Genomic DNA, 19,685 nt, shown 5'->3' with positions numbered 1-19,685 from the left:
CGGCCCGAGGTCCGCCCGGTCGCGACCCGCGCCTCCAGCAGCACCAGCCGGGCGTGCACCTCCCACCAGCTGCGCCGCTGCCCGGCGAACAGGCGTACGGCCACGGCCGCGCGGGCGATCGCGGTGTGCGGATCGTCCGCGAGCCGGGCGGCCTTCGCGGCCGTCAGCAGCAGCTCCGCCTTGCGGGTGCTCTGCCCGCCGATGCCGTCGAGCACACCGAGCGCCGCGTCGGCCTCCGCGACCGCCTCGCGGGCCAGCCCGGCGGCCATCAGCACTTCGCAGCGGCGGATGTAGAACATGAAGATCGGCGTGCCCAGCCGGTCGTACCGCTCGGCCGCCTCGTCGAACAGGCGCAGCGCCGCCGGGATGTCACCCGCCCGGTACGCGGCCAGCGCCCGGCTCTCCACGACGTCGGCTTTGTCGTGTTCCTGGCCGGTGGTGTCCCACAGTTCTTCGGCGGCGGTGAAGTCGGCGTCGGCCCGCTCGGGCCGGCCGAGCGCCAGATGCACGGTGGCCCGCAGGGTCAGCGCCCGCGCCGTCCAGATGGTGTCGTCCGCCTGCCGCAGCACGGGAATGGCCCGCCGTACGTCCTCCAGCGCCTCGCGATGATGCCCCAGCACCCACCACGCGTACGCCCGCCGGTACAGCACGCGCGCGCGGGTATGCCCCGTACCCCGGTCGACGCCCTGCTCGAACGCCTCCAGGCCCTGCCGGGTACGGCCCGCGTGGACCAGTGCCACGCCGAGTGTGCCGAGGACGTCCGCCTCGCGCTCCGCCGACCCGGCGTCCGCCGCGAGATCGCGGGCGCGCCGCAGGTGACGCAGGGCGACACGCATGTCGCCGAAGTCCCGCTGCCACAGACCGATCACCTGGTGGGCGACCGAGGCGTGCAACGGTGTCGGATCGCTGCCGAGAACGTTCTCCGCGCGCGCGAGGGCGTCCTTCGGGCGGGCGAACACCATCGGCAGTAGTTCGAGAACCGTGTCGCTTCCCGCTGTCACCCAACGGATGGTAGTGCTCCGCGCCCCGTGTCACACAGGTTTGGCCATGGATAACTCGCTGTCCATCCCTGATCGATCCCTGTATCAACGAACGTGTTGCGGCCCCTGTATCACGCGGCCGTGCGGTGGCTCTCAATAGAGGCAACAGGGGATCGGTTCAAGGGGGGACATTCCATGGCACCTCAGCGTTTCCAGGAGCAGTTCGACCAGATCCAGCGCTCCATGCCCGGCGTCGAACTGGCGATGGGGCCGGACGACGCCGCCGAGTTCATCTACGAGAAGGGCGTCGTCCTCGCCCGCGACGGCGAGGAGGCGCGGATCGTCGAGGACGCCGTGCGCGCGCACTTCACCGCGTCCGCCGGCCTGATCGCCGACGACGTGCGCCGGGCGAGCCCGGAGACCAACCGGTCGGGCATCACCCGGATCCGGGTCGGCGACCCGGCCGAGGGCGACCGGCGTGGCGACCGCGCGGTGGCGGGCGCGCTGCGCGCGCTCAGGCAGACGGAGGGCAACGCGGGGCGCCGTCTGGTCAGCCGCAACCACGTGGTGCACATCGCCCCCGTCAACGCCTGCCCCGGCGACGAGCCCGTGCCCGTCCCGTACACCGCGGGACCCAACCCGGCGGTGGCGGAGAGCGGTTACGACGCGGACAGCGCCGTCGGCGTCCTGGTCATCGACACCGGCCTCATGAACGACTACGCGTCCTACCCGGCGATGGCCCACGTCCAGGGCGACCCCCAGATCGACGAGTGCGACGCGAACGGAGTGCTCCAGCAGTACGCGGGGCACGGCACGTTCATCTCGGGGCTCGTCGCGGCCGTCGCCCCCAACACGGACATCGTCTCCCGCAACACCCTCAACGACGCCGGCGCGATCCTGGAGTCCGAGTTCGGCGACAAGCTCTTCGAAGCCGTCGAGCGTGACGGCTGGCCGGCCATCATCAGCCTGTCCGCGGGCACGTCGAACGGCAGCACGGAAGGCCTGCTCGGCCTCGCCGCGTTCATGGAGGCCTTGCGCGAGCAGCCGCGCACCCTGCTGGTCGCCGCCGCGGGCAACAACGCCAGCGCCACCCCCTTCTGGCCCGCCGCCTACGCCGACAAGCCCGAGTACGCCCAGTCGGTGATCTCCGTCGGCGCCCTGCGCAGCGACGGCGAGTTCGGCGCCTGCTTCACCAACCACGGCGCGTGGGTGAAGGTCTACGCCCCCGGCGAGCGTCTCACCGGCGCGCTCACCGGATTCCAGGCCCCGGTGCCGTACATCTACCAGCACAGCACGTACGGCACCTGCCGCCACCACTTCACCTACGCCTGCACCTGCCAGGACCCCCAGCACCTCGGGGTGCTCTCGGGGGACCACGAGACGACCTCGGGCACCCCGGACCAGGTGGTGTTCGAGGGGTTCGCGCAGTGGAGCGGCACCTCGTTCGCCACCCCGGTGGTCGCCGCGATGATCGCCGCCCACATGACCGCCCACAAGGAGGCCGACCCGCGTGTCGCCCGGCAACAACTCCTCGCGGCGAACACCGAGTTCGCGGAGGTCCGGGGCGCGGTCGTACCCGCGCTGATCCCGCCCACCTGGAGCCCGGTGCCGGTCGTGAACATCCCGCCCGCCATATGAGGTCAACAGGCCTCCGCACAAGGACAAATCGAGTGAGGACCATGCGCAGGACGAGTGGAGCACCCCCTTCCACGGCGTACGATGACTGGCCGTACACGAGGGGTGGGGACGTGGACCGAGCTGCGGTCGGCGCGTTGGTCCAGTCCGCCGTCGACGGCGACGCGGCGGGCTGGAAAGCGCTGGTGGAGGGGCTGAGCCCACTGGTGTGGTCGGTGGCGCGCGCCCACCGGCTGTCCGACGCGGACGCGCACGAGGTGTACTCGACCGTCTGGTTCCGCTTCGCCCAGCACCTGGGCCGTATCCGTGAACCGGAGAAGGCCGGTTCGTGGCTCGCGAGCACCGCACGGCACGAGTGCCTCAAGGTCATCAAGAGCAGCCACCGGATGACACCGACGGACGACGCCCAGCTGCTCGACCGGATCAGCGACGACCGTACGCCCGAGCAGCGGGTGATCGAGTCCGAGGAGGCATCCGCCGAGGCGGAGCGCATCCGGCAGTTATGGCAGGAGTTCGAGGAACTCGGCGCCCGCTGCAGGCAGTTGCTGCGCATCCTGATGGCCACGCCGCCACCGAGCTACCAGGAGATCTCCGCCGGCCTCGGCATCGCGGTCGGCAGCATCGGCCCCCTGCGCCAGCGCTGCCTGCGCCGGCTGCGGGTACGGCTCGCCGCCCGGGGGGTGCTGTGAACAACGCGCACGACAACGACGGTTCACCCCGCGATCCCCGAGTTCCCCACGACTCCGACGACAGGGACGACACGTCCGAGATGAACGGCACCGAGGGTACTGACGGCACGGACGGCTTCGACGACGAACTGGACGCCGAACCAACTGACTTGGCGGAGTCAGAGGGCGACGACTCGCTGGACAACGACCTCCTGGAAGAGACGCTTCGCCAGGCCGCCGCGATCATGGATCCGGTTCCGGCGCAGCTTCAGCAGACCGCCGTGGAGGCCTACGCCCTGTACTCGCTCGACACCCGACTGGCCGAGCTGACCTTCGACTCGCTCGTCCACGGCATCCCCGTCAGAGGCGCTGAGGACCCACCCCGCATGCTGACCTTCCACACGGATGAACTGACGGTCGACATCGAGGTGACACCGCAGGGTCTGATGGGGCAGGTGCTGCCGCCGCAGGAGGCCAGGATCGAGGTGCTGAGCGGTCCGCAGCTCGCCTCGCCGCCCACCCTCTCCGCCGACGACATGGGCCGCTTCGCCGGTGACCTGCACGTCAGCGGCCCGTTCGCGCTCCGGCTGCGGACGGACGCGGAGGTCGTCATGACGGAGTGGCTCCGCGTCTGACGCGACGCACGGCTGCCGGGGGCGGATCCGCTGCGGACCCGCCCCCGAACGCCGCCGTCAACTCACCGCCACCAGCGGGTAGTGGCAGGCGACCGCACTCCCCGCCGCCGCCCTGACCAGCCGGGGCCGCTCCACCGCGCACACCTCCCGCGCGTACGGACACCGCGTGTGGAAGGTGCAACCGGCCGGTTTGGCCACCGGGTTGGGCACGTCCCCGGTGAGCACGATCCGCTCCCGGCGCGGCGCGTCCGGGGCGCCGGTCCCGTCGTCGATCTCCGGGACCGCTGACATCAGCGCCTCGGTGTAGGGGTGCGCGGGAGCCCCGTACAGCGTCTCCGTGTCGGCGAGTTCGACGATCTCACCGAGATACATGACCGCGATCCGGTCCGAGACATGACGGACCACGCCGAGGTCGTGCGCGATGAAGACGTACGTCAGCCCGAACTCGTCCTGGAGATCGGCGAACAGGTTCAGCACCTGCGCCTGGATCGACACATCGAGCGCGGACACCGGTTCGTCGGCCACGATCAGCTTCGGGGAGGTCGCCAACGCCCGGGCGATACCGATGCGTTGACGCTGGCCGCCGGAGAACTCGTGCGGGTACCGGTCCAGATGGGCCGCCGCCAGCCCCACCACGTCGAACAGTTCGGCCACCCGGCGCCGGACGGCGGCGGCATCCCCGTACCGGTGGATGAGCAGTGGCTCGGCGACGATGTCCCCGGCGCGGCGGCGCGGGTTCAGGGAGGCCTGCGGATCCTGGAAGACGAGCTGCATCCCCGGTCGTACGGGACGCAGCCGGCGCGCGGACAGCGTGGTGATGTCCTGCCCGTCGAACTCGACCCGCCCGCCCGTGATGTCGGTGAGCCGAACCAGACAGCGGCCGAGCGTCGACTTGCCGCAGCCGGACTCGCCGACGATGCCGAGGGTCTCACCCCCGCGCACCTCCAGCGAGACCCCGTCCACGGCCCGCAGCACCTTGCGGCGCCGGGTGAGGGAGTCGCCGCGCAGGGGGTAGTGCTTGGTGACGTCGGTGGCGCGCAACAGCACGTCGGCGTCACCGGTTCCGGTCTGCGGGTCCGTGGTCACGGCGCCGCCTTTCTGTCGTCCGGTGTCGAGTGCGCCGTACGGGCGGATGCGCGCCCCTCGCCCGGCAGCCAGCAGGCGTCGAGGTGTCCCGACTCGCCGCTCAGTTCCGGGAGTTCGTCGCACAGGTCGTGCCGCGCCGGGCAGCGCGGCGCGAACGCGCACCCCTCCGGCAGACTGTCCGGCGACACGGGCAGGCCCGCGATGGTGGGCAGCCGGCGCAGCCGCGGCCCGCCGACCCGGGGCACCGAGTCGAGCAGCCCCCAGGTGTACGGATGCCGGGGGCCGTGGAACACGGCCTGGCGCGGGCCCTCCTCGGCCGCCCGCCCGCCGTACATGACGAGCACCCGGTCGGCGATCTCGGACACCACACCCATGTCGTGCGTGATGAGCACGACCGCCGAACCACGCGCGTTCAACTCCCGCATCAGGTCGAGGATCTGGGCCTGGATCGTCACATCGAGCGCGGTGGTCGGCTCGTCGGCGATCAGCAGCGCCGGACCACAGGCGAGGGCCATCGCGATGACCGCCCGCTGCCGCATACCGCCCGAGAACTCGTGCGGGTAGGCGTGGACGCGCGAACCGGCGTCCGGGATGCCCACGTCCGACAGCAGCCCGACGGCCCGCGCGAGCGCTTCCTTCCTGGACACCTTCTCGTGAGCCCGGATCTGCTCGGCGATCTGCCAGCCGACCGTGTAGACCGGCGTCAGCGCGGTCATCGGGTCCTGGAAGACCATCGAGATCTCCCGGCCGCGCACCGACCGCATCTCCTTGTCGGGGAGAGTCAGCAAGTCCCGCCCGCGGAAGAGGACTTTGCCTGTCACGGTGACGTTCGGGCTGGTCAGCAGCCGCAGCACGGCCAGCATCGAGACGCTCTTGCCGGAGCCCGACTCGCCGACCACGCCCAGGATCTCGCCGGGGGCGACCGAGAAGGAGAGCCCGTCGACGGCCGTGACCGTGCCGGTGCGGGTACGGAAGGCGATCCGTAGATCCCGTACATCGAGAAGAGGTTCAGGGAGAATGGGCTCAGGCATGGCGGGCCCTCGGATCGAGTCGCGCGTACAGGATGTCGACCAGGGCGTTGGCGAGGACCACGAAGAACGCCGCGTACATGACCGTCCCCATGATCACGGGCAGGTCCAGGTTCTGCAGCGCGTCGAAGGTGAGCTTGCCGACGCCGGGCAGGCCGAAGACGACCTCGGTGAGCAGGGCCGCGCCGCCCACCAGCGCGCCGAAGTCCAGGCCGAACAGCGACACGATCGGGATGAGCGAGCAGCGCAGCGCGTGCCGGACGAGGATCCGACGCTCGGACAGCCCCTTGGCCCGAGCGGTGCGTACGTAGTCCTCGCCGAGCGCGCTGACGACCTCGCCGCGCAGCAGCCGGGCGTAGATACCGGCGTACAGCAGTGCCAGCGTCAGCCACGGGAAGAGCAGGTGCAGCGCCCACTGACCGGGATCCTTGCCCAGCTCGACGTAGCCAGGCGGCGGCACCCAGGAGAACACCGAGTCGTGCAGACGCTTCTGGGTGAGGAGGTTGACGACCTCGCCGAGCCAGTAGGCGGGCAGTGAGACGCCGACCACCCCGACCAGCATGATCAGCGGGTCGGCGGCGGTGCCGCGCAGTGCGGCGGCCACCGTGCCCATGAGGATGCCGACCGTCATCCAGATGACCGCCGCCCCGATCACCAGCGACAGCGTCACCGGCATGGCCTGCACGATCTGCGGGATGACCTTCGAGCCGCGGTTGACGAACGACTCCAGGTCCCGGTCGATCAACAGGTGCCGCATCATCAGCAGATAGCGGACGGGCAGCGGCCGGTCGAGGCCGAAGGAGTGCCGTACCTGGGCGAGGGTGGCCGGGTCGGCGTTGCGGCCCGCGATCCGGGCGGCGGGGTCGACTCCCGGGGTGGCGAAGAAGATCAGGAACACCAGCACACTGATCGCGAACATCACCAGCAGCGCGGAGAGGAAGCGCCGGAGCGCGAAGTACAGCATCGGATCACATCCCTCCGCGCAGTCGGGCGTTCGGGTCGAGGGCGTCGCGCACCCCGTCGCCGAGGACGTTGAGGGCGGCTGTCGTCAGCGCGATGAGCAGGCCGGGGGCGATGGTCACGGTCGGGCGGGTGTACAGCAGTCCGAGGCCGTCCTCGATGATCGTGCCCCAACTGGCGTCGGGCGGCTGGACCCCGACCGACAGGAAGGACAGCGCCGACTCCGTGAGCATCGCCAGCGCGGTCATCAGCGGCAGGAACACGATCGCGGTGGGCAGCACGTTCGGCAGCACCTCCCGGCGCATCACCCTCAGCGCGGGCGCGCCCGACCCGATGGACGCCTGGATGAACTCCTTGTTCCGCAGCACCAGCACCTGCCCGCGCATCGGCCGGGCCACGTACGGGACGTAGATCGCCGCGATGATCACGACCGGCAGCCACAGGCTCCCGGCTTCCACGGTGACCGGCCCGAGGCTGAGCCCGTCGGTGAGCAGGACGACGGACAGACAGATGGCCAGCAGATACACGGGAAAGGCCCAAATGACGTCCAGTACGCGGGAGATGACCGCGTCGACGACGCCGCCCGCGTACCCGGCGAGGACCCCGACGGCCGTACCGAGGACACAGCACAGCAGTGCCGCCGTGACCCCGATGAACAGACTGGTACGGCCGCCGTACAGGAGTCGGGCCATGACGTCCCGGCCCTGGTTGTCGGCGCCGAGGAAGTAGTGGCCGAAGTCCCAGGTGGGGCCGATGGGCGTGACGCCGAGACCGAGCCCGGTACTGCTCGGGGTGAGCACCGGCACGGTCTTCCCGCCCACGACGGTCGTCCCGGAGACATGGGACTGGAACGGGTCGCTGTGCGCGATGTGGTCGGCGTACAGCGGGGCCAACAGGGTCACCGTGACGACGGCGAGCAGCACGAGGGCCGCGGCCACCGCCGACCTGTTGCGCAACAGGTCGGCGGCGGCGGTCCGCCAGGGGCCCGGCGAGCGTCGCCGGGCCGTTGGGGAGGCCAACTGGGTTTCTGCGCCGCTCACTTGACCCACAGCTGCCCGACGAGCATGTAGAACTGCTTGCTGAACCGGTAGTTGCCGACCCGCTTCGACGTGAAGTCGATGATCTTCGGGTTGATCACCGGGACCACCGGGGACTGGGCCATGATGTCCTGGTCGATCGTGCCCCACTGCTGGTCGGCGGCCTTCTGGTCGGTCTGCCCGGTCTTCAGCGCGGTCTGCATCCGGGCGTCGATCCCCTTGTCGCAGAACCCGGCGATGTTGATGCTGGAGTCGCTGCCCGGGTGGAACGACGCGCAGGACAGCAGCACGTTGAGGAAGTCGGAGGCGGCCGGATAGTCCTGGTACCAGGACGTCAGCGCCAACTGCACCTTGTTCTTGGTGTTCTGGATGTACGTGAACTGGATGTTCGCGGACAGCGGCTTGAGGGTCGCCTTGTAGCCGAGCTGGGTCAGCAGGCTCTGCAGGTACTGCCCGATCGACTTGTTGACCTCGTCGTCGCTGACAACGATGCCGACCTCCTGCCCGGCCGTCCCCGACTGCTTGACCAGCGCCTTTGCCTTGGCGAAGTCGGGCGCCGACCAGGTCTTCCCGCCGCCCTTGGTGTACTGGCAATTGTCGACGTGCCCCGGGAAGCCCGGCGGCAGGATCGTGCACGCGGGCGAGGCCAGGTTCTTGCCGCCGTACAGCCCGACCACCGCGTCCCGGTCGACCGCCCAGTTGATGGCCTGGCGCGCCAACTTGTTGTTGAACGGGGCCGAGTTGACGTTCAGCGTGACGTACCAGAAAGCGGTCAGCGGATTGACGTGCGCCTGGGAGGCGTACTGTGTGCCGATCTCGTTCAGCCGGTCGGCGGGCGGCGGGTCGAACATCCAGTCCGCAGAGCCGTTCTGGACGGCGGTCACCTCGGACTCGACGGTCTGCCCGAAGGTGTAGTCGACGTTGTCGGCGTAGGCCTGGGGCTGCGCCTGACTCGACCACTCCTTGAAGTACGGGTTGCGGACCAGCTTGAGCGCCCGGTTCGGGTCGTACGAGGCCGCCATGTACGGGCCGGTCGTCGGGAGCGGCTCGGTGCCCGCGTCCTTCGTCGGCGAGTCCTTCGGCACGATGCTCGCGTGCGGAACGGCCAGCTTGTACGGGAACTCCGGGTCCGGCGCCGTCAGGTTGACGGTGACCGTGCCGGCCGCCGCGTCACCGACGACGCCCTTGGCGAGGGTGCAGGACGCCGGGGTCTTGAGACAGGCGTCCGCGCCGACGATCCCGTTGTAGAAGGTGCCCGCGGTCGGGCTGGACACCTTGAAGATGCGCTGGAAGGACGCCACCACGTCGTCTGTGGTCACCGCCTTCCCGGTGGAGAACTTGATCCCCTTGCGGAGTGTGAAGGTGTACGTCTTCCCGCCGTTGCTGACCACCGGCATGGCCGCCGCCAGATCCGGTACGACGGTGAACGACTGCTGCCCGCCGGTCTTCTTGAACGCCAGCAGACCGTCGTACATCGACTGGTACAACTGCCAGTACTGGAGCGTGTAGTTGACCTGCGGATCGAAGGTTCCGGCGGCTGCGTGGGCGACCAGCTTCAGCGTGCCGCCCTTGTGCGCGGGCTGGAACGCGGCCGACTCGGTGCCGCCGTTGGCGGTGGAGGTCGGGTTCGACGTGCCGTCGCCGCCGTCGTCGGAGGACGAACAGGCGGTCGCGGTGAGGGCGAGCGCGGCGGTCACGGCGGCGAGGGCGGTACGTCTGGTGATCCGGGTCATCGGGAACTCCCGTCGATGGAGCGGGTGTTGAACGTGAAGAGAGGCGAGGGCTGAGGGGACCGGGTCGGGAACTCAGTCGGTGGAGTCGAGGAAGTCGCCGACGATCCGGAGGTAGAGCTCCTCCTCCTCGACGTGCGGCATATGGCTGGAGTGCTCGAACATGTGCCAGCGCACATCGGGGATGAGGTCGGCGAAGGGCCGGAGCGTGTCGGGCGTGGCCTCGTCGTAGCGGCCGGACACCAGCAGGGTCGGCACGTCGATCAGGTGCAGCCGGTCGACGACCGACCAGTCCTTCATGGTCCCGATGACATGGAACTCGTTCGGCCCGTTCATCGTGTGGTAGACGGTCGGGTCGGCCGCGATGTTGTCCCAGGTCGCCTGGACCTCGGCGGGTGCAGGGACCGTACGGCACACATGGCGCTCGTAGAAGACCTGCTCGGCGGCGTGGTAGTCGGGGTGGTCGGTGGTCCCGGCCGCCTCGTGGGCGAGCAGGGTCTCCTGGACCTCGGGCGGGAGCGCGGAGCGGAGTTCGGCGGCGCCCGCCAGCCAGAGCTCCATGGAGGCGGGGGAGTTGGCGATGACCAGACCGCGCAGCCCGGCCGGACGGCGCACGGCGTGCTCGGCCGCGAGCATGCCGCCCCACGACTGGCCGAGCAGGTGGTAGGCGTCTGCGATACCCAACTTCCCCAGCAGGTTGTCGAGTTCGTCGAGAAAGAGCTGGACGGTCCAGAAGTCGGCGCCCTCGTCGGGCAGATGGGTGGACCGTCCGATACCGAGCTGGTCGTAGTGCACCACCGGGCGGCCCTGCTGGGCGATGCCGGCGATGCGCAGCGTGTAGTCGTGACCGGCGCCGGGGCCGCCGTGCAGGACCACCAGCGGTGTCCTGCCGGGTTCGCCGGTGATGCGGTACCAGGTGGACCAGCCGTTGAAGTCGATGGTCCCGGTGTGGTTCGGTTCGGGAATCGCCACTGAGGAGCCTCCGTGGACGGGCAGAATCAAGCCAGTCGGCGTCTGAAAAAGATTGGTGTCCGGGGATGGCTGACATACTGTTTGGGTAAATGCTCAGTCCACAAGACCTTTTAAGACCTTTTAGCGGGGGCCCGGCAGAAGTAACTGCGCGTTTACGCGCCCGGAACCCGCGACCGACCGGGGAGGACCGCTGACCGCCGTATCGGAGTCACCACAACTGCCTGAACGGCCGGAACGGTCAGGTGCCGGGGACGAGTTCTCGCGGGTGCTCGACCGTGCGCTGTCCGGCGGCGGTGCCCCCTCGCCCGAACTGCGCCCGGTGCGCGTGGCCTCGGCGGTCGACGAGGTCTCCGACCGGCTGCTCACCGCGATCGCCGTGGGCGACTTCCTGCCGGGCGAGCGGCTGCCGGTCGAGCGCGAGCTGATCACGCTGCTGGGGGTGAGCCGTCCCACGGTGCGTGAGGCGGTCGGCCGGCTCCAGGCGGTGGGTGTCATCGAGATCCGCCGGGGCCGCAACGGCGGTGCCTACGTCCGCGACAGCTGGACCGAGTCCTCCGGCGCGGCCGTCCGACGCACCCTGGTGCCGCGCTGGGCGGAGTTCGAGCAGCTCTTCGACCTGCGTGGGCTGGTGGAGGGGATGGTGGCGGCGACGGCGGCCCGACGCCGACGCCCCGAGGACCTCGTACCCATGCGCGACGCCCTGACCGCCTACCTGTCCGCGCGCGACCCGCGCGAGGAACACGCCGCCGACAGCGCCTTCCACCGCGCGATCTGCGACGCCACGCACAACCCCCAGATCGCCATGCTCAGCCGCGACCTGCTGGCCCGCGCCAGCCTCGGCTTCCCGGTCGAACCCTGGGGCAGGGGTGAACGCACCCACTTCCACCGCGGCGGCGAGGACCACAAGGCCCTCTACGAGGCGGTAGCGGCCGGCGAGCCGGAGCGGGCGGAGAAGATCGCCCGGGACCACTTCACCATCAGCGCGGACATGATCCGCGACGTACTGGCGAGAGTCAGAAACGCCGGCCCTTCATGACAATCGGCCCCCGGGACGCAGGGTCCCGGGGGCCGATCGGTGCGCTCTTGAACTCCGGTGCGGAACCGCGCCCCTCAAGGGGCGCGGGGCTGTATCGATCAGCGGCTCCGCCGCGGGGCGCGACCAGCCCCCACCGGCCGGCAGCCGACAACCCGCCTTATACGAGAGTCGCCAACGTCGAGTTCCACGTGGCCGACGGACGCATGACCGTCTTCGCCTTCTCGACGTCCGGCTGGTAGTACCCGCCGATGTCAACCGGCTTGCCCTGAACCGCGATCAGCTCTCCGACAATCGCGTCGGCGTTGGCGGTGAGCGCCTCGGCGAACGAAGCGAACGACTTCGCCAGGTCCGCGTCCTCGCTCTGCGCCGCCAGCTCCTGCGCCCAGTACAGGGACAGGAAGAAGTGGCTGCCCCGGTTGTCGATGCCGCCGACGCGGCGGGTCGGCGACTTGTCCTCGTTGAGGAAGGTCGCCGTCGCCCGGTCGAGCGTGTCCGCGAGGACCTGCGCACGCGCGTTGCCCGTGGTCGTGGCGAGGTGTTCGAAGCTGGCCGCCAGCGCGAAGAACTCGCCCAGGCTGTCCCAGCGCAGGTAGTTCTCCTTGACGAGCTGCTGGACGTGCTTCGGGGCGGAGCCGCCGGCGCCCGTCTCGAACAGGCCGCCGCCCGCCATCAGCGGGACGACCGACAGCATCTTGGCGCTGGTGCCCAGCTCCAGGATCGGGAACAGGTCGGTCAGGTAGTCGCGCAGCACGTTGCCGGTGACGGAGATGGTGTCCTCGCCGCGCCGGATGCGCTCCACCGACAGCTTGGTCGCCTCGACCGGGTTCAGGATCCGGATGTCCAGGCCCTCGGTGTCGTGCTCCGGCAGGTACGCGTTGACCTTGGCGATCAGGTTGGCGTCGTGCGCGCGGGTCTCGTCCAGCCAGAACACGGCCGGTGAGCCGGTCGCGCGGGCTCGGGTGACGGCCAGCTTCACCCAGTCCCTGATCGGGGCGTCCTTGGTCTGGCAGGCGCGGAAGATGTCACCGGCGGCGACCGGCTGCTCGATCACCACGTTGCCGGCCTGGTCGACGAGACGGACCGTACCGGCGGCCGGGATCTCGAAGGTCTTGTCGTGGCTGCCGTACTCCTCGGCCTTCTGCGCCATCAGACCGACGTTCGGGACCGAGCCCATGGTCGACGGGTCGTAGGCGCCGTTGGCACGGCAGTCGTCGATCGCGACCTGGTAGACACCGGCGTACGAGGAGTCCGGGAGGACCGCGAGGGTGTCGGCCTCCTGGCCGTCCGGGCCCCACATGTGGCCGGAGCTGCGGATCATGGCCGGCATCGAGGCGTCGACGATGACGTCGGACGGGACGTGCAGGTTGGTGATGCCCTTGTCGGAGTCGACCATGGCCAGCGCCGGGCCCTCGGCCAGCTCGGCGTCGAAGGACGCTTTGATCGCGGCGCCCTCGGGCAGCGCCTCCAGGCCCTTGTAGATGCCGCCGAGGCCGTCGTTCGGGGACAGACCGGCCGCCGCGAGCGTCTCGCCGTACTGCGCGAACGTCTTCGGGAAGAACGCCCGCACGACGTGGCCGAAGACGATCGGGTCCGAGACCTTCATCATCGTGGCCTTGAGGTGCACGGAGAACAGCACACCCTCGGCCTTGGCGCGGGCGATCTGCGCGGTGAGGAACTCGCGCAGCGCGGCGACGTGCAGGACGGAGGCGTCGACGACCTCGTCCGCGAGGACGGGTACGGACTCGCGCAGGACGCTGGTCGAGCCGTCCTCGCCCAGCAGCTCGATGCGCAGCGAGCCGGCCTCGGAGATCACCGCGGACTTCTCGGTGGAGCGGAAGTCGTCCGCGCCCATGGTCGCCACGTTCGTCTTGGACTCCGAGGTCCAGGCGCCCATGCGGTGCGGGTGGTTCTTGGCGTAGTTCTTGACTGAGGCGGGGGCGCGACGGTCGGAGTTGCCCTCGCGCAGCACCGGGTTCACGGCGGAACCCTTGATCTTGTCGTAGCGGGCGCGGATGTCGCGCTCCGCGTCCGACTTCGGGTCGTCCGGGTAGTCCGGCAGTGCGTAGCCCTGGCTCTGCAGCTCGGCGACCGCCACCTTGAGCTGCGGGATCGAGGCCGACACGTTCGGCAGCTTGATGATGTTCGCCTCGGGCGTCTTCGCCAGCTCACCGAGCTCGGCGAGGGCGTCCGCGATGCGCTGGCCCTCCTCCAGGAACTCGGGGAAGACGGCGATGATGCGGCCGGCCAGCGAGATGTCCCGGGTCTCGACGTTCACCCCGGCCTGCGAGGCGTACGCCTGGATCACGGGCAGGAACGAGTGGGTCGCCAGTGCGGGCGCCTCGTCAGTGTGCGTGTAGATGATGGTCGAGTCAGTCACCGGGTGCTCCGCTCCACGTCTGCAACATTGCTCGACATCAAGATATCTCCTGCTCGGCTCTCACTCGACAGGGGTCCGCACGGAACTCGACACGGACCGGTACGGAACTCGACACGGGCCGGTACGGAAACCGATCGGATCCGGTACGGAACCCGGTCGAAATTCCGTACGGATTCAGGCAACCGACTCGGCCGATCTTGTGGTCTAGGGGGTAGACCCCGCACCTGATCGACGGCCGGACCTGACCACCCGGGCGCCCGAGTGAAAGCGACCCATGAGATATCGCACCAGACTGACGGCCCCTGCGGCAGCCCTGCTCGGTACGGCGGCGGCCACCACCCTGGCCCCCGCCGCCCACGCGGCGTCCGGGGGGACGTCCGGAACGGCTTCCGTGAAAGACGCCGCAGCCCCGGGCCCCGAGACCCTCGGTGACCCCGTCTACCCGAGTCTCGGCAACGACGGCTACCGCGTCGACGCCTACCACCTCGACCTCGCGTACGACGCCACGACCAAGCTGGTCGACGGCACGGCGACGCTGCGCATCCGCACCACCCAGGACCTGAGCCGCCTCTCCCTCGACGCCCTCGGCCTGGACATCCGCTCCGTCCGCGTCGGCGGCCGTGCGGCCACGTACGAGCTGGTCGACGAGAAACTGCGGATCACGCCCTCCCGGACGCTGCCGGCACAGACCCGGACGACCATCTGCGTCGAGTACGGCGCCGACCCGCGCCGCGCCCTGACCCACACCGCCTGGGTCCCCACCACCGACGGCTTCGCGGTGTGCCCGCAGCCCAACTCCGCGCACACCGTCTTCCCGTGCAACGACCACCCGGTCGACAAGGCCGACTTCACGTTCCGGATCACCGTGCCGAGCACCCTGCGCGGAGTCGCGAGCGGCACCCTCGTGCGCACGGAGACCCTGGACGGTGACCGGACCGCGTACTCCTACCGCTCGCGCTCGCCGATCGCCACCGAGCTCGTCCAGATAACCGTCGGCGACTACGTGGTGAAGGACCGGCAGGGCCCGAACGGGCTGCCGCTGCGGGACGTCGTCCCGGTCGCGCGCGCCGAGGCCCTCGAACCGGCGCTGGCGCTCACCCCGGGCCTGGTGACGTGGCTCGAACAGCGGCTCGGGGCCTACCCGTTCGAGACGTACGGTCTGCTGCCGTGCAACTCCGACGACCCGGCCGCCTTCGACTTCACGGGCCTGGAGACGCAGACCCTCACGCTCTACAAGCCGAACTACCTGCTCCAGGCGGAGAGGTTCATCGGCTCGCACATGATGCACGAGCTGGTCCACTCCTACTTCGGCAACAGCGTCAGCCCCGGCACCTGGGCCGACCTGTGGCTCAACGAGGGCCATGCCGACTTCTACGGACTGCTCTACCGCTACGAGCGCGGCTGGACCGACTCCCTCGGCCTGACCACCATGGAAGCGCGTATGAAGAACACGTACGCGCGCGGCGACCAGTGGCGCCGCACCTCCGGACCGGTCGCGGCCCCCAACGAGGCCAACCTGTTCGACAGCCAGCGCTATCTGGGCGGCGTCCTCGTCCTCTACGCGCTGCGCGAGTTCGTCGGCGAGGCCACTTTCGGCGCGATCGAGCGCACCTTCCTCGACCGCTACCGCAACGCCTCGGCGACGACCGAGAACTACATCTCGGTCGCCTCCGAGATCGCCGGCCAGGATCTCTCCGGCTTCCTGCGGGACTGGCTGTACGGCACGACGACACCGCGGATGCCCAATCACCCGGACTGGACGGTCACCCCGGTGACCACGTCACTGGTCGCGCCGCAGAACCGCACGGCCGGCCATCACGACAACTCGGCGACCCTCTGAGCCGAGTCCGCCGGCTGGGACCTGGGTCTCATCTGTCGAGTTTGTTGAGTTGGTCAAGTCTGTCGAGCAGGGTGGACGCCGGTCCGCCCTGCTCGACGCCGAGCCCCAGGTCGGGTTCCGTACGGCCGCCCCGCTGCTGCGGAATGACCACCGCGCCCTGCTGCAGGGCCACCGTCCGCGCGGGCGCAGGGATGCTGATGCCCTCCGACCGGTAGCGCTTGTGCAGGCGCTTGATGAACTCGTGCTTGATCCGGAACTGGTCGCTGAACTCGCCGACCCCCAGGATCACCGTGAAGCCGATCCGTGAGTCGCCGAAGGTGTGGAAGCGCACCAGCGGCTCGTGCTCCGGGACGGCGCCGGTGATCTCCGTCATCACCTCGGCGACGACCTCGCAGGTGACCCGCTCGACCTGCTCCAGGTCGCTGTCGTAGGCGACGCCGACCTGGACCAGGATCGTCAGCATCTGCTCCGGGCGGTTGAAGTTGGTCATGTTCGTCCCGGCGAGCTGCCCGTTCGGGATGATGACCAGGTTGTTGGAGAGCTGGCGGATTGTCGTCTGACGCCAGTTGATGTCGACGACGTAGCCCTCCTCGCCGCTGCTCAGCTTGATGTAGTCACCGGGCTGGACGGTCTTCGAGGCGAGGATGTGGATACCCGCGAAGAGGTTGGCGAGAGTGTCCTGGAGGGCGAGAGCGACGGCCAGACCGCCGACTCCCAGGGCGGTGAGCATCGGCGCTATGGAGACGCCCAGCGTCTGGAGCACGACCAGGAAACCCAGGGCCAGGATGACGGCCCGGATGATGTTGACAAAGATCGTCGCCGAGCCGGCGACCGCCGACCGGGACTGGGTGACGGCACTCATCAGACGGGCGACCACTCTGGCCACCGTGAGCGTCGTGACGCCGATCAAAAGCACGGTCAGTGTCTGGTTGACGTTGTGCCCGACGGTTCTCGTCAACGGCAGCGCCGCGGCGGCGACCGCCACGCCCCCGGTGAACGCCGACCACGGCACCACCGTACGTACCGCGTCCACGATGACGTCGTCCCCGCTCCAGCGGGTGCGGTCCGCATGCCGGCCCAGCCAGCGCAGCAGCATGCGCAGCAGGAAGGCCGCCAGCAGGCCCACGGCGAGGGCGATGCCCGCGACGACCAGATCGTCCACGGTGAGGTCTCGCTTCACCGCTCACCTCCGAGGAGTGGTTCCGCGGCGCCCCGCGCCACCGACGGCCGGATGTGAAGTCTCGTCACTTGCCACCTGTTCGAGTGTGCGAAAAGTCCTGGATACGCGATCAATGACCGGACGTCTGTACGACATCCGGCGACCGCTCATCCTGCCGCATCCGGCCGACCGATCGTCACCGAGCAGTGGCAAACCCGCCATTGAGCAGCTCAGACGGGGAGCGCGTCGCAGACGTCCGCCGGGTGCACCTCCCACGCGGGGAAGGGGTCCTCGTACGCCGTGTGCACGAAGTCCGCTGCGTACGTGGCCAGTTCCTCCTCCGTCAACAGGCAGCACGACAGCGCCAGTCGCAGCGACTGACGGCGCAGATCGGTGCCGATGAACACCAACTCCTGCCCCTGTACGGGGGATTCGGCATCCATGGCCCCACCTGAGGCGATCGGCTCGAAGCGGGCCACCGAGCCCGCCTGCGACCACAGGCCCGTGGTGCCGGGGCGGGAGGCGAGGGTGAAGAACCCCTTGGAACGCAGGACTTGGCCGAAGTGGCCCGCGTCGAGCGGACCGGTGAGCAGGTCCCAGAGACGGCCCGGATGGAAGGGGCGCGGGTCGCGCAGCACGAGCGAGGAGATGCCGTACTCCTCGGTCTCCGGTACGTGGTCCCCGTTCAACTCGGCCACCCAGCCCGGCGCCTGTTCGGCCTTCTCCAAGTCGAACAGGCCCGTGCCGAGGAGTTCGGCCGGGTCGATCGTGCCGCGGACGGTGCGGTGGATGCGGGCGGCCGGGTTGAGGCGTCGCAGGGTCGCCTCCAGCCGGTCGGCCGTCTCCTCGGGGACCAGGTCCGTCTTGTTGAGGAGGATGACGTCGGCGAACTCGATCTGGTCGATGAGGAGATCGCTCACCGTGCGTTCGTCGCCCTCGACCGGGGTGATCCCGCGTTCCAGCAGGTCGTCGCCGCGGTCCAGTTCCGGGAGGAAGTTCACCGCGTCCACGACCGTGACCATGGTGTCCAGACGCGAGACGTCCAGCAGGCTCGCGCCGTCGTCACGGGCGAAGGCGAAGGTCGCGGCGACGGGCATGGGCTCGGAGATTCCGGACGATTCGATGAGCAGGTAGTCGAAGCGGCCCGCGCGGGCCAGCTTGTCGACCTCCTCCAGGAGGTCATCGCGGAGGGTGCAGCAGATGCAGCCGTTGGTCATCTCGACCAGCCGCTCCTCCGTGCGGGAGAGGGTGCCACCGTCCCGGACGAGGGATGCGTCGATGTTGATCTCACTCATGTCGTTCACGATGACCGCGACCCGCAGGCCCTGACGGTTGCCGAGAACGTGGTTGAGCAGCGTCGTCTTTCCGGCGCCGAGGAAGCCGGAGAGCACGGTCACGGGCAGGCGGGGGTCGGTGGAAGTGGTGGGCATGCCTCCGGACGCTAGCTTATTGGAAACCATTTTCACAAGCGACTGTCGGGACGGCTTCAGATCACCTTCAGCCGCACCAGCGCACCCAGCGTCAACGCCCCCGGCAGCAGCGGCACCCAGACGGTGATGATCCGGAACGCGAGCACCACCGCCGTCGCGACGGCCACCGGCCCGCCCACCGCGACGAGGGCCACGATCAGCGCCGCCTCGACGGAGCCGATGCCGCCGGGCGTGGGGATCAGCGCGACGGCGACCGTCGCGGCGAGGTACGCGAGTGCCACGTGCCAGGCCGGCACCGGCAGCCGCAACGCCGTCCCCACCGCGGCCAGTCCGGCTGCCTGCAACGCCGGGAACGCCAGCGAACCGCCCCACAGCGCCAGCGCCCGGGACGGCCGCATGTGCACGGAACGGGCCTCGCCGAGCGCCGTGCGAAGGAAGGAGACGGCGGTCGTGCGCAGCCGCCGTACGCACACCAGCGCGCCGACCGCCGCCGGCAGCACCACACAGATGCCGACGAGCAGCGGGCCGAGCGCTGTGCCGGGAACGAGACTGCCGAGCCGCAGGGCATGCGGAAACGCGATCAGCAGGGCGGCCAGTAGGCCCAGCCGGCCGACGACCTCCGCGAGCAGATACAGGGCGAGCGCCGCCGAGGAACGAGCCAGCGGCAGACCGCACACCGTCATGAAGCGCAGATTGACCGCGCCCGCGCCGAGCCCCGTCGGCAGCAGGTGGTTGGCCGAACCGGCCGCGAACTGCGTGGCGAGCAGCCGCAGCCTGGGCAGCCGCTCGACGACGGCTCCCTGCCGGCTGACGGCGGCGGCCACCCAGGTCAGGCAGGTCGCCCCGGCCGCGGCCAGCAGCCAGGGCCACTTGGCCGTCGCCAGCTGGCCGAAGCCGTCGGCAAGCACCTGCCGGTGGCGCACCGCGACCACGGCGACCAGAAGGAGCGGGAGCAGGCACAGGACCTGCCGCACCGGTATGCGCCGGTGCCGGACCGGGGGAGGGAGAACCGCTGTCACAACCGGAGAGGTTCTCCGTACCGCACCAACACCGGGTTGCGGGCGCACGGCCACCGGTCGACGCGTCGGGCAACGGCACGAGGGAGCATGGTG

Annotated in this window: 15 protein-coding genes and 1 pseudogene; 5 read left to right on the top strand and 11 right to left on the bottom strand. The window is 69.9% G+C overall.

Annotation, left to right across the window (positions count from 1 at the left end):
- Positions 1–1,001 (bottom strand): annotated as a pseudogene (locus tag G3I56_RS35640) (CHAT domain-containing protein); the annotation flags it as partial.
- A 174-nt stretch (positions 1,002–1,175) separates the two neighbouring features.
- Between G3I56_RS35640 and G3I56_RS35635 the strand changes: the two are divergent.
- From G3I56_RS35635 to G3I56_RS35625, 3 genes are read left to right on the top strand one after another with little or no spacing between them, the layout of a single operon-like run.
- Positions 1,176–2,618 (top strand): S8/S53 family peptidase, encoded by a 1,443-nt coding sequence (locus G3I56_RS35635; RefSeq protein ID WP_164416414.1) that lies wholly within the window; start codon positions 1,176–1,178, stop codon positions 2,616–2,618.
- A 41-nt stretch (positions 2,619–2,659) separates the two neighbouring features.
- Positions 2,660–3,304 carry a sigma-70 family RNA polymerase sigma factor gene (locus G3I56_RS35630; protein WP_164416412.1) on the top strand — a complete coding sequence of 215 codons (645 nt, stop codon included), beginning with the start codon at positions 2,660–2,662 and terminating at the stop codon, positions 3,302–3,304.
- Positions 3,301–3,918 carry a hypothetical protein gene (locus G3I56_RS35625; protein ID WP_164416410.1) on the top strand — a complete coding sequence of 206 codons (618 nt, stop codon included), beginning with the start codon at positions 3,301–3,303 and terminating at the stop codon, positions 3,916–3,918. Before G3I56_RS35630 ends, G3I56_RS35625 begins: the two co-directional genes overlap by 4 nt.
- A gap of 57 nt (positions 3,919–3,975) precedes the next feature.
- Here the strand turns inward: G3I56_RS35625 and G3I56_RS35620 are convergent, their stop codons facing one another.
- The 6 genes from G3I56_RS35620 to G3I56_RS35595 form a co-directional block, all read right to left on the bottom strand.
- Complete coding sequence (locus G3I56_RS35620; protein WP_343240150.1) at positions 3,976–5,004, bottom strand: oligopeptide/dipeptide ABC transporter ATP-binding protein; 1,029 nt, start codon at positions 5,002–5,004, stop codon at positions 3,976–3,978.
- Complete coding sequence (locus tag G3I56_RS35615; protein ID WP_164416408.1) at positions 5,001–6,035, bottom strand: ABC transporter ATP-binding protein; 1,035 nt, start codon at positions 6,033–6,035, stop codon at positions 5,001–5,003. The genes G3I56_RS35620 and G3I56_RS35615 overlap by 4 nt, the downstream gene beginning before the upstream one ends.
- The gene (locus G3I56_RS35610; protein ID WP_164416406.1) at positions 6,028–6,996 is read right to left on the bottom strand and encodes an ABC transporter permease; all 969 of its coding nucleotides are present in this window, start codon (positions 6,994–6,996) and stop codon (positions 6,028–6,030) included. The genes G3I56_RS35615 and G3I56_RS35610 overlap by 8 nt, the downstream gene beginning before the upstream one ends.
- Before the next feature lie 4 nt (positions 6,997–7,000).
- Positions 7,001–8,032, bottom strand: coding sequence for an ABC transporter permease (locus G3I56_RS35605; protein WP_164416404.1), 1,032 nt, complete (start codon positions 8,030–8,032; stop codon positions 7,001–7,003).
- Entirely contained in the window at positions 8,029–9,762 is a 1,734-nt protein-coding gene (locus G3I56_RS35600; RefSeq protein ID WP_164416402.1) for an ABC transporter substrate-binding protein, read from the bottom strand. Before G3I56_RS35600 ends, G3I56_RS35605 begins: the two co-directional genes overlap by 4 nt.
- Positions 9,763–9,834: 72 nt before the next feature.
- On the bottom strand, positions 9,835–10,731 hold the full coding sequence (locus tag G3I56_RS35595; protein ID WP_164416400.1) for a proline iminopeptidase-family hydrolase: 897 nt from the start codon (positions 10,729–10,731) through the stop codon (positions 9,835–9,837).
- 265 nt (positions 10,732–10,996) lie between these two features.
- Between G3I56_RS35595 and G3I56_RS35590 the strand changes: the two genes are divergently transcribed.
- Complete coding sequence (locus tag G3I56_RS35590) at positions 10,997–11,767, top strand: FCD domain-containing protein (RefSeq protein WP_343240149.1); 771 nt, start codon at positions 10,997–10,999, stop codon at positions 11,765–11,767.
- A 157-nt stretch (positions 11,768–11,924) separates the two neighbouring features.
- Here G3I56_RS35590 and G3I56_RS35585 read toward each other — a convergent pair whose 3' ends face one another.
- Positions 11,925–14,144 carry an NADP-dependent isocitrate dehydrogenase gene (locus G3I56_RS35585; RefSeq protein WP_164416398.1) on the bottom strand — a complete coding sequence of 740 codons (2,220 nt, stop codon included), beginning with the start codon at positions 14,142–14,144 and terminating at the stop codon, positions 11,925–11,927.
- Positions 14,145–14,418: 274 nt separating this feature from the next.
- On the opposite strand from G3I56_RS35585, the gene G3I56_RS35580 reads away from it, so the two are divergent.
- Positions 14,419–15,984, top strand: a complete 1,566-nt coding sequence (locus G3I56_RS35580; RefSeq protein ID WP_164416396.1) for a M1 family metallopeptidase — start codon at positions 14,419–14,421, stop codon at positions 15,982–15,984.
- A gap of 28 nt (positions 15,985–16,012) precedes the next feature.
- On the opposite strand, the gene G3I56_RS35575 is transcribed toward G3I56_RS35580, so the two are convergent.
- The 3 genes from G3I56_RS35575 to G3I56_RS35565 form a co-directional block, all read right to left on the bottom strand.
- Entirely contained in the window at positions 16,013–17,164 is a 1,152-nt protein-coding gene (locus G3I56_RS35575) for a mechanosensitive ion channel family protein (RefSeq protein ID WP_164416394.1), read from the bottom strand.
- A 209-nt stretch (positions 17,165–17,373) separates the two neighbouring features.
- Positions 17,374–18,573 carry a GTP-binding protein gene (locus tag G3I56_RS35570; RefSeq protein ID WP_164416392.1) on the bottom strand — a complete coding sequence of 400 codons (1,200 nt, stop codon included), beginning with the start codon at positions 18,571–18,573 and terminating at the stop codon, positions 17,374–17,376.
- Between the two features lie 56 nt (positions 18,574–18,629).
- Complete coding sequence (locus tag G3I56_RS35565; RefSeq protein ID WP_164416390.1) at positions 18,630–19,592, bottom strand: lysylphosphatidylglycerol synthase transmembrane domain-containing protein; 963 nt, start codon at positions 19,590–19,592, stop codon at positions 18,630–18,632.
- Positions 19,593–19,685 lie beyond the last annotated feature (93 nt).

The organism is Streptomyces sp. SID12488 (assembly GCF_010548275.1).
Taxonomy (GTDB): Bacteria; Actinomycetota; Actinomycetes; order Streptomycetales; family Streptomycetaceae; genus Streptomyces.
Note: the sequence above shows the minus strand (reverse complement) of the source record. Positions and strands in the feature narration are given on the sequence as shown.

Excerpts from the sequence above, each read along its gene's own strand:
- G3I56_RS35570 (WP_164416392.1), bottom strand. The coding sequence starts at position 18,573 with ATGCCCACCACTTCCACCGACCCCCGCCTGCCCGTGACCGTGCTCTCC.
- G3I56_RS35635 (WP_164416414.1), top strand. The coding sequence starts at position 1,176 with ATGGCACCTCAGCGTTTCCAGGAGCAGTTCGACCAGATCCAGCGCTCC.
- G3I56_RS35600 (WP_164416402.1), bottom strand. The coding sequence starts at position 9,762 with ATGACCCGGATCACCAGACGTACCGCCCTCGCCGCCGTGACCGCCGCG.
- G3I56_RS35610 (WP_164416406.1), bottom strand. The coding sequence starts at position 6,996 with ATGCTGTACTTCGCGCTCCGGCGCTTCCTCTCCGCGCTGCTGGTGATG.
- G3I56_RS35615 (WP_164416408.1), bottom strand. The coding sequence starts at position 6,035 with ATGCCTGAGCCCATTCTCCCTGAACCTCTTCTCGATGTACGGGATCTA.
- G3I56_RS35630 (WP_164416412.1), top strand. The coding sequence starts at position 2,660 with ATGCGCAGGACGAGTGGAGCACCCCCTTCCACGGCGTACGATGACTGG.
- G3I56_RS35580 (WP_164416396.1), top strand. The coding sequence starts at position 14,419 with ATGAGATATCGCACCAGACTGACGGCCCCTGCGGCAGCCCTGCTCGGT.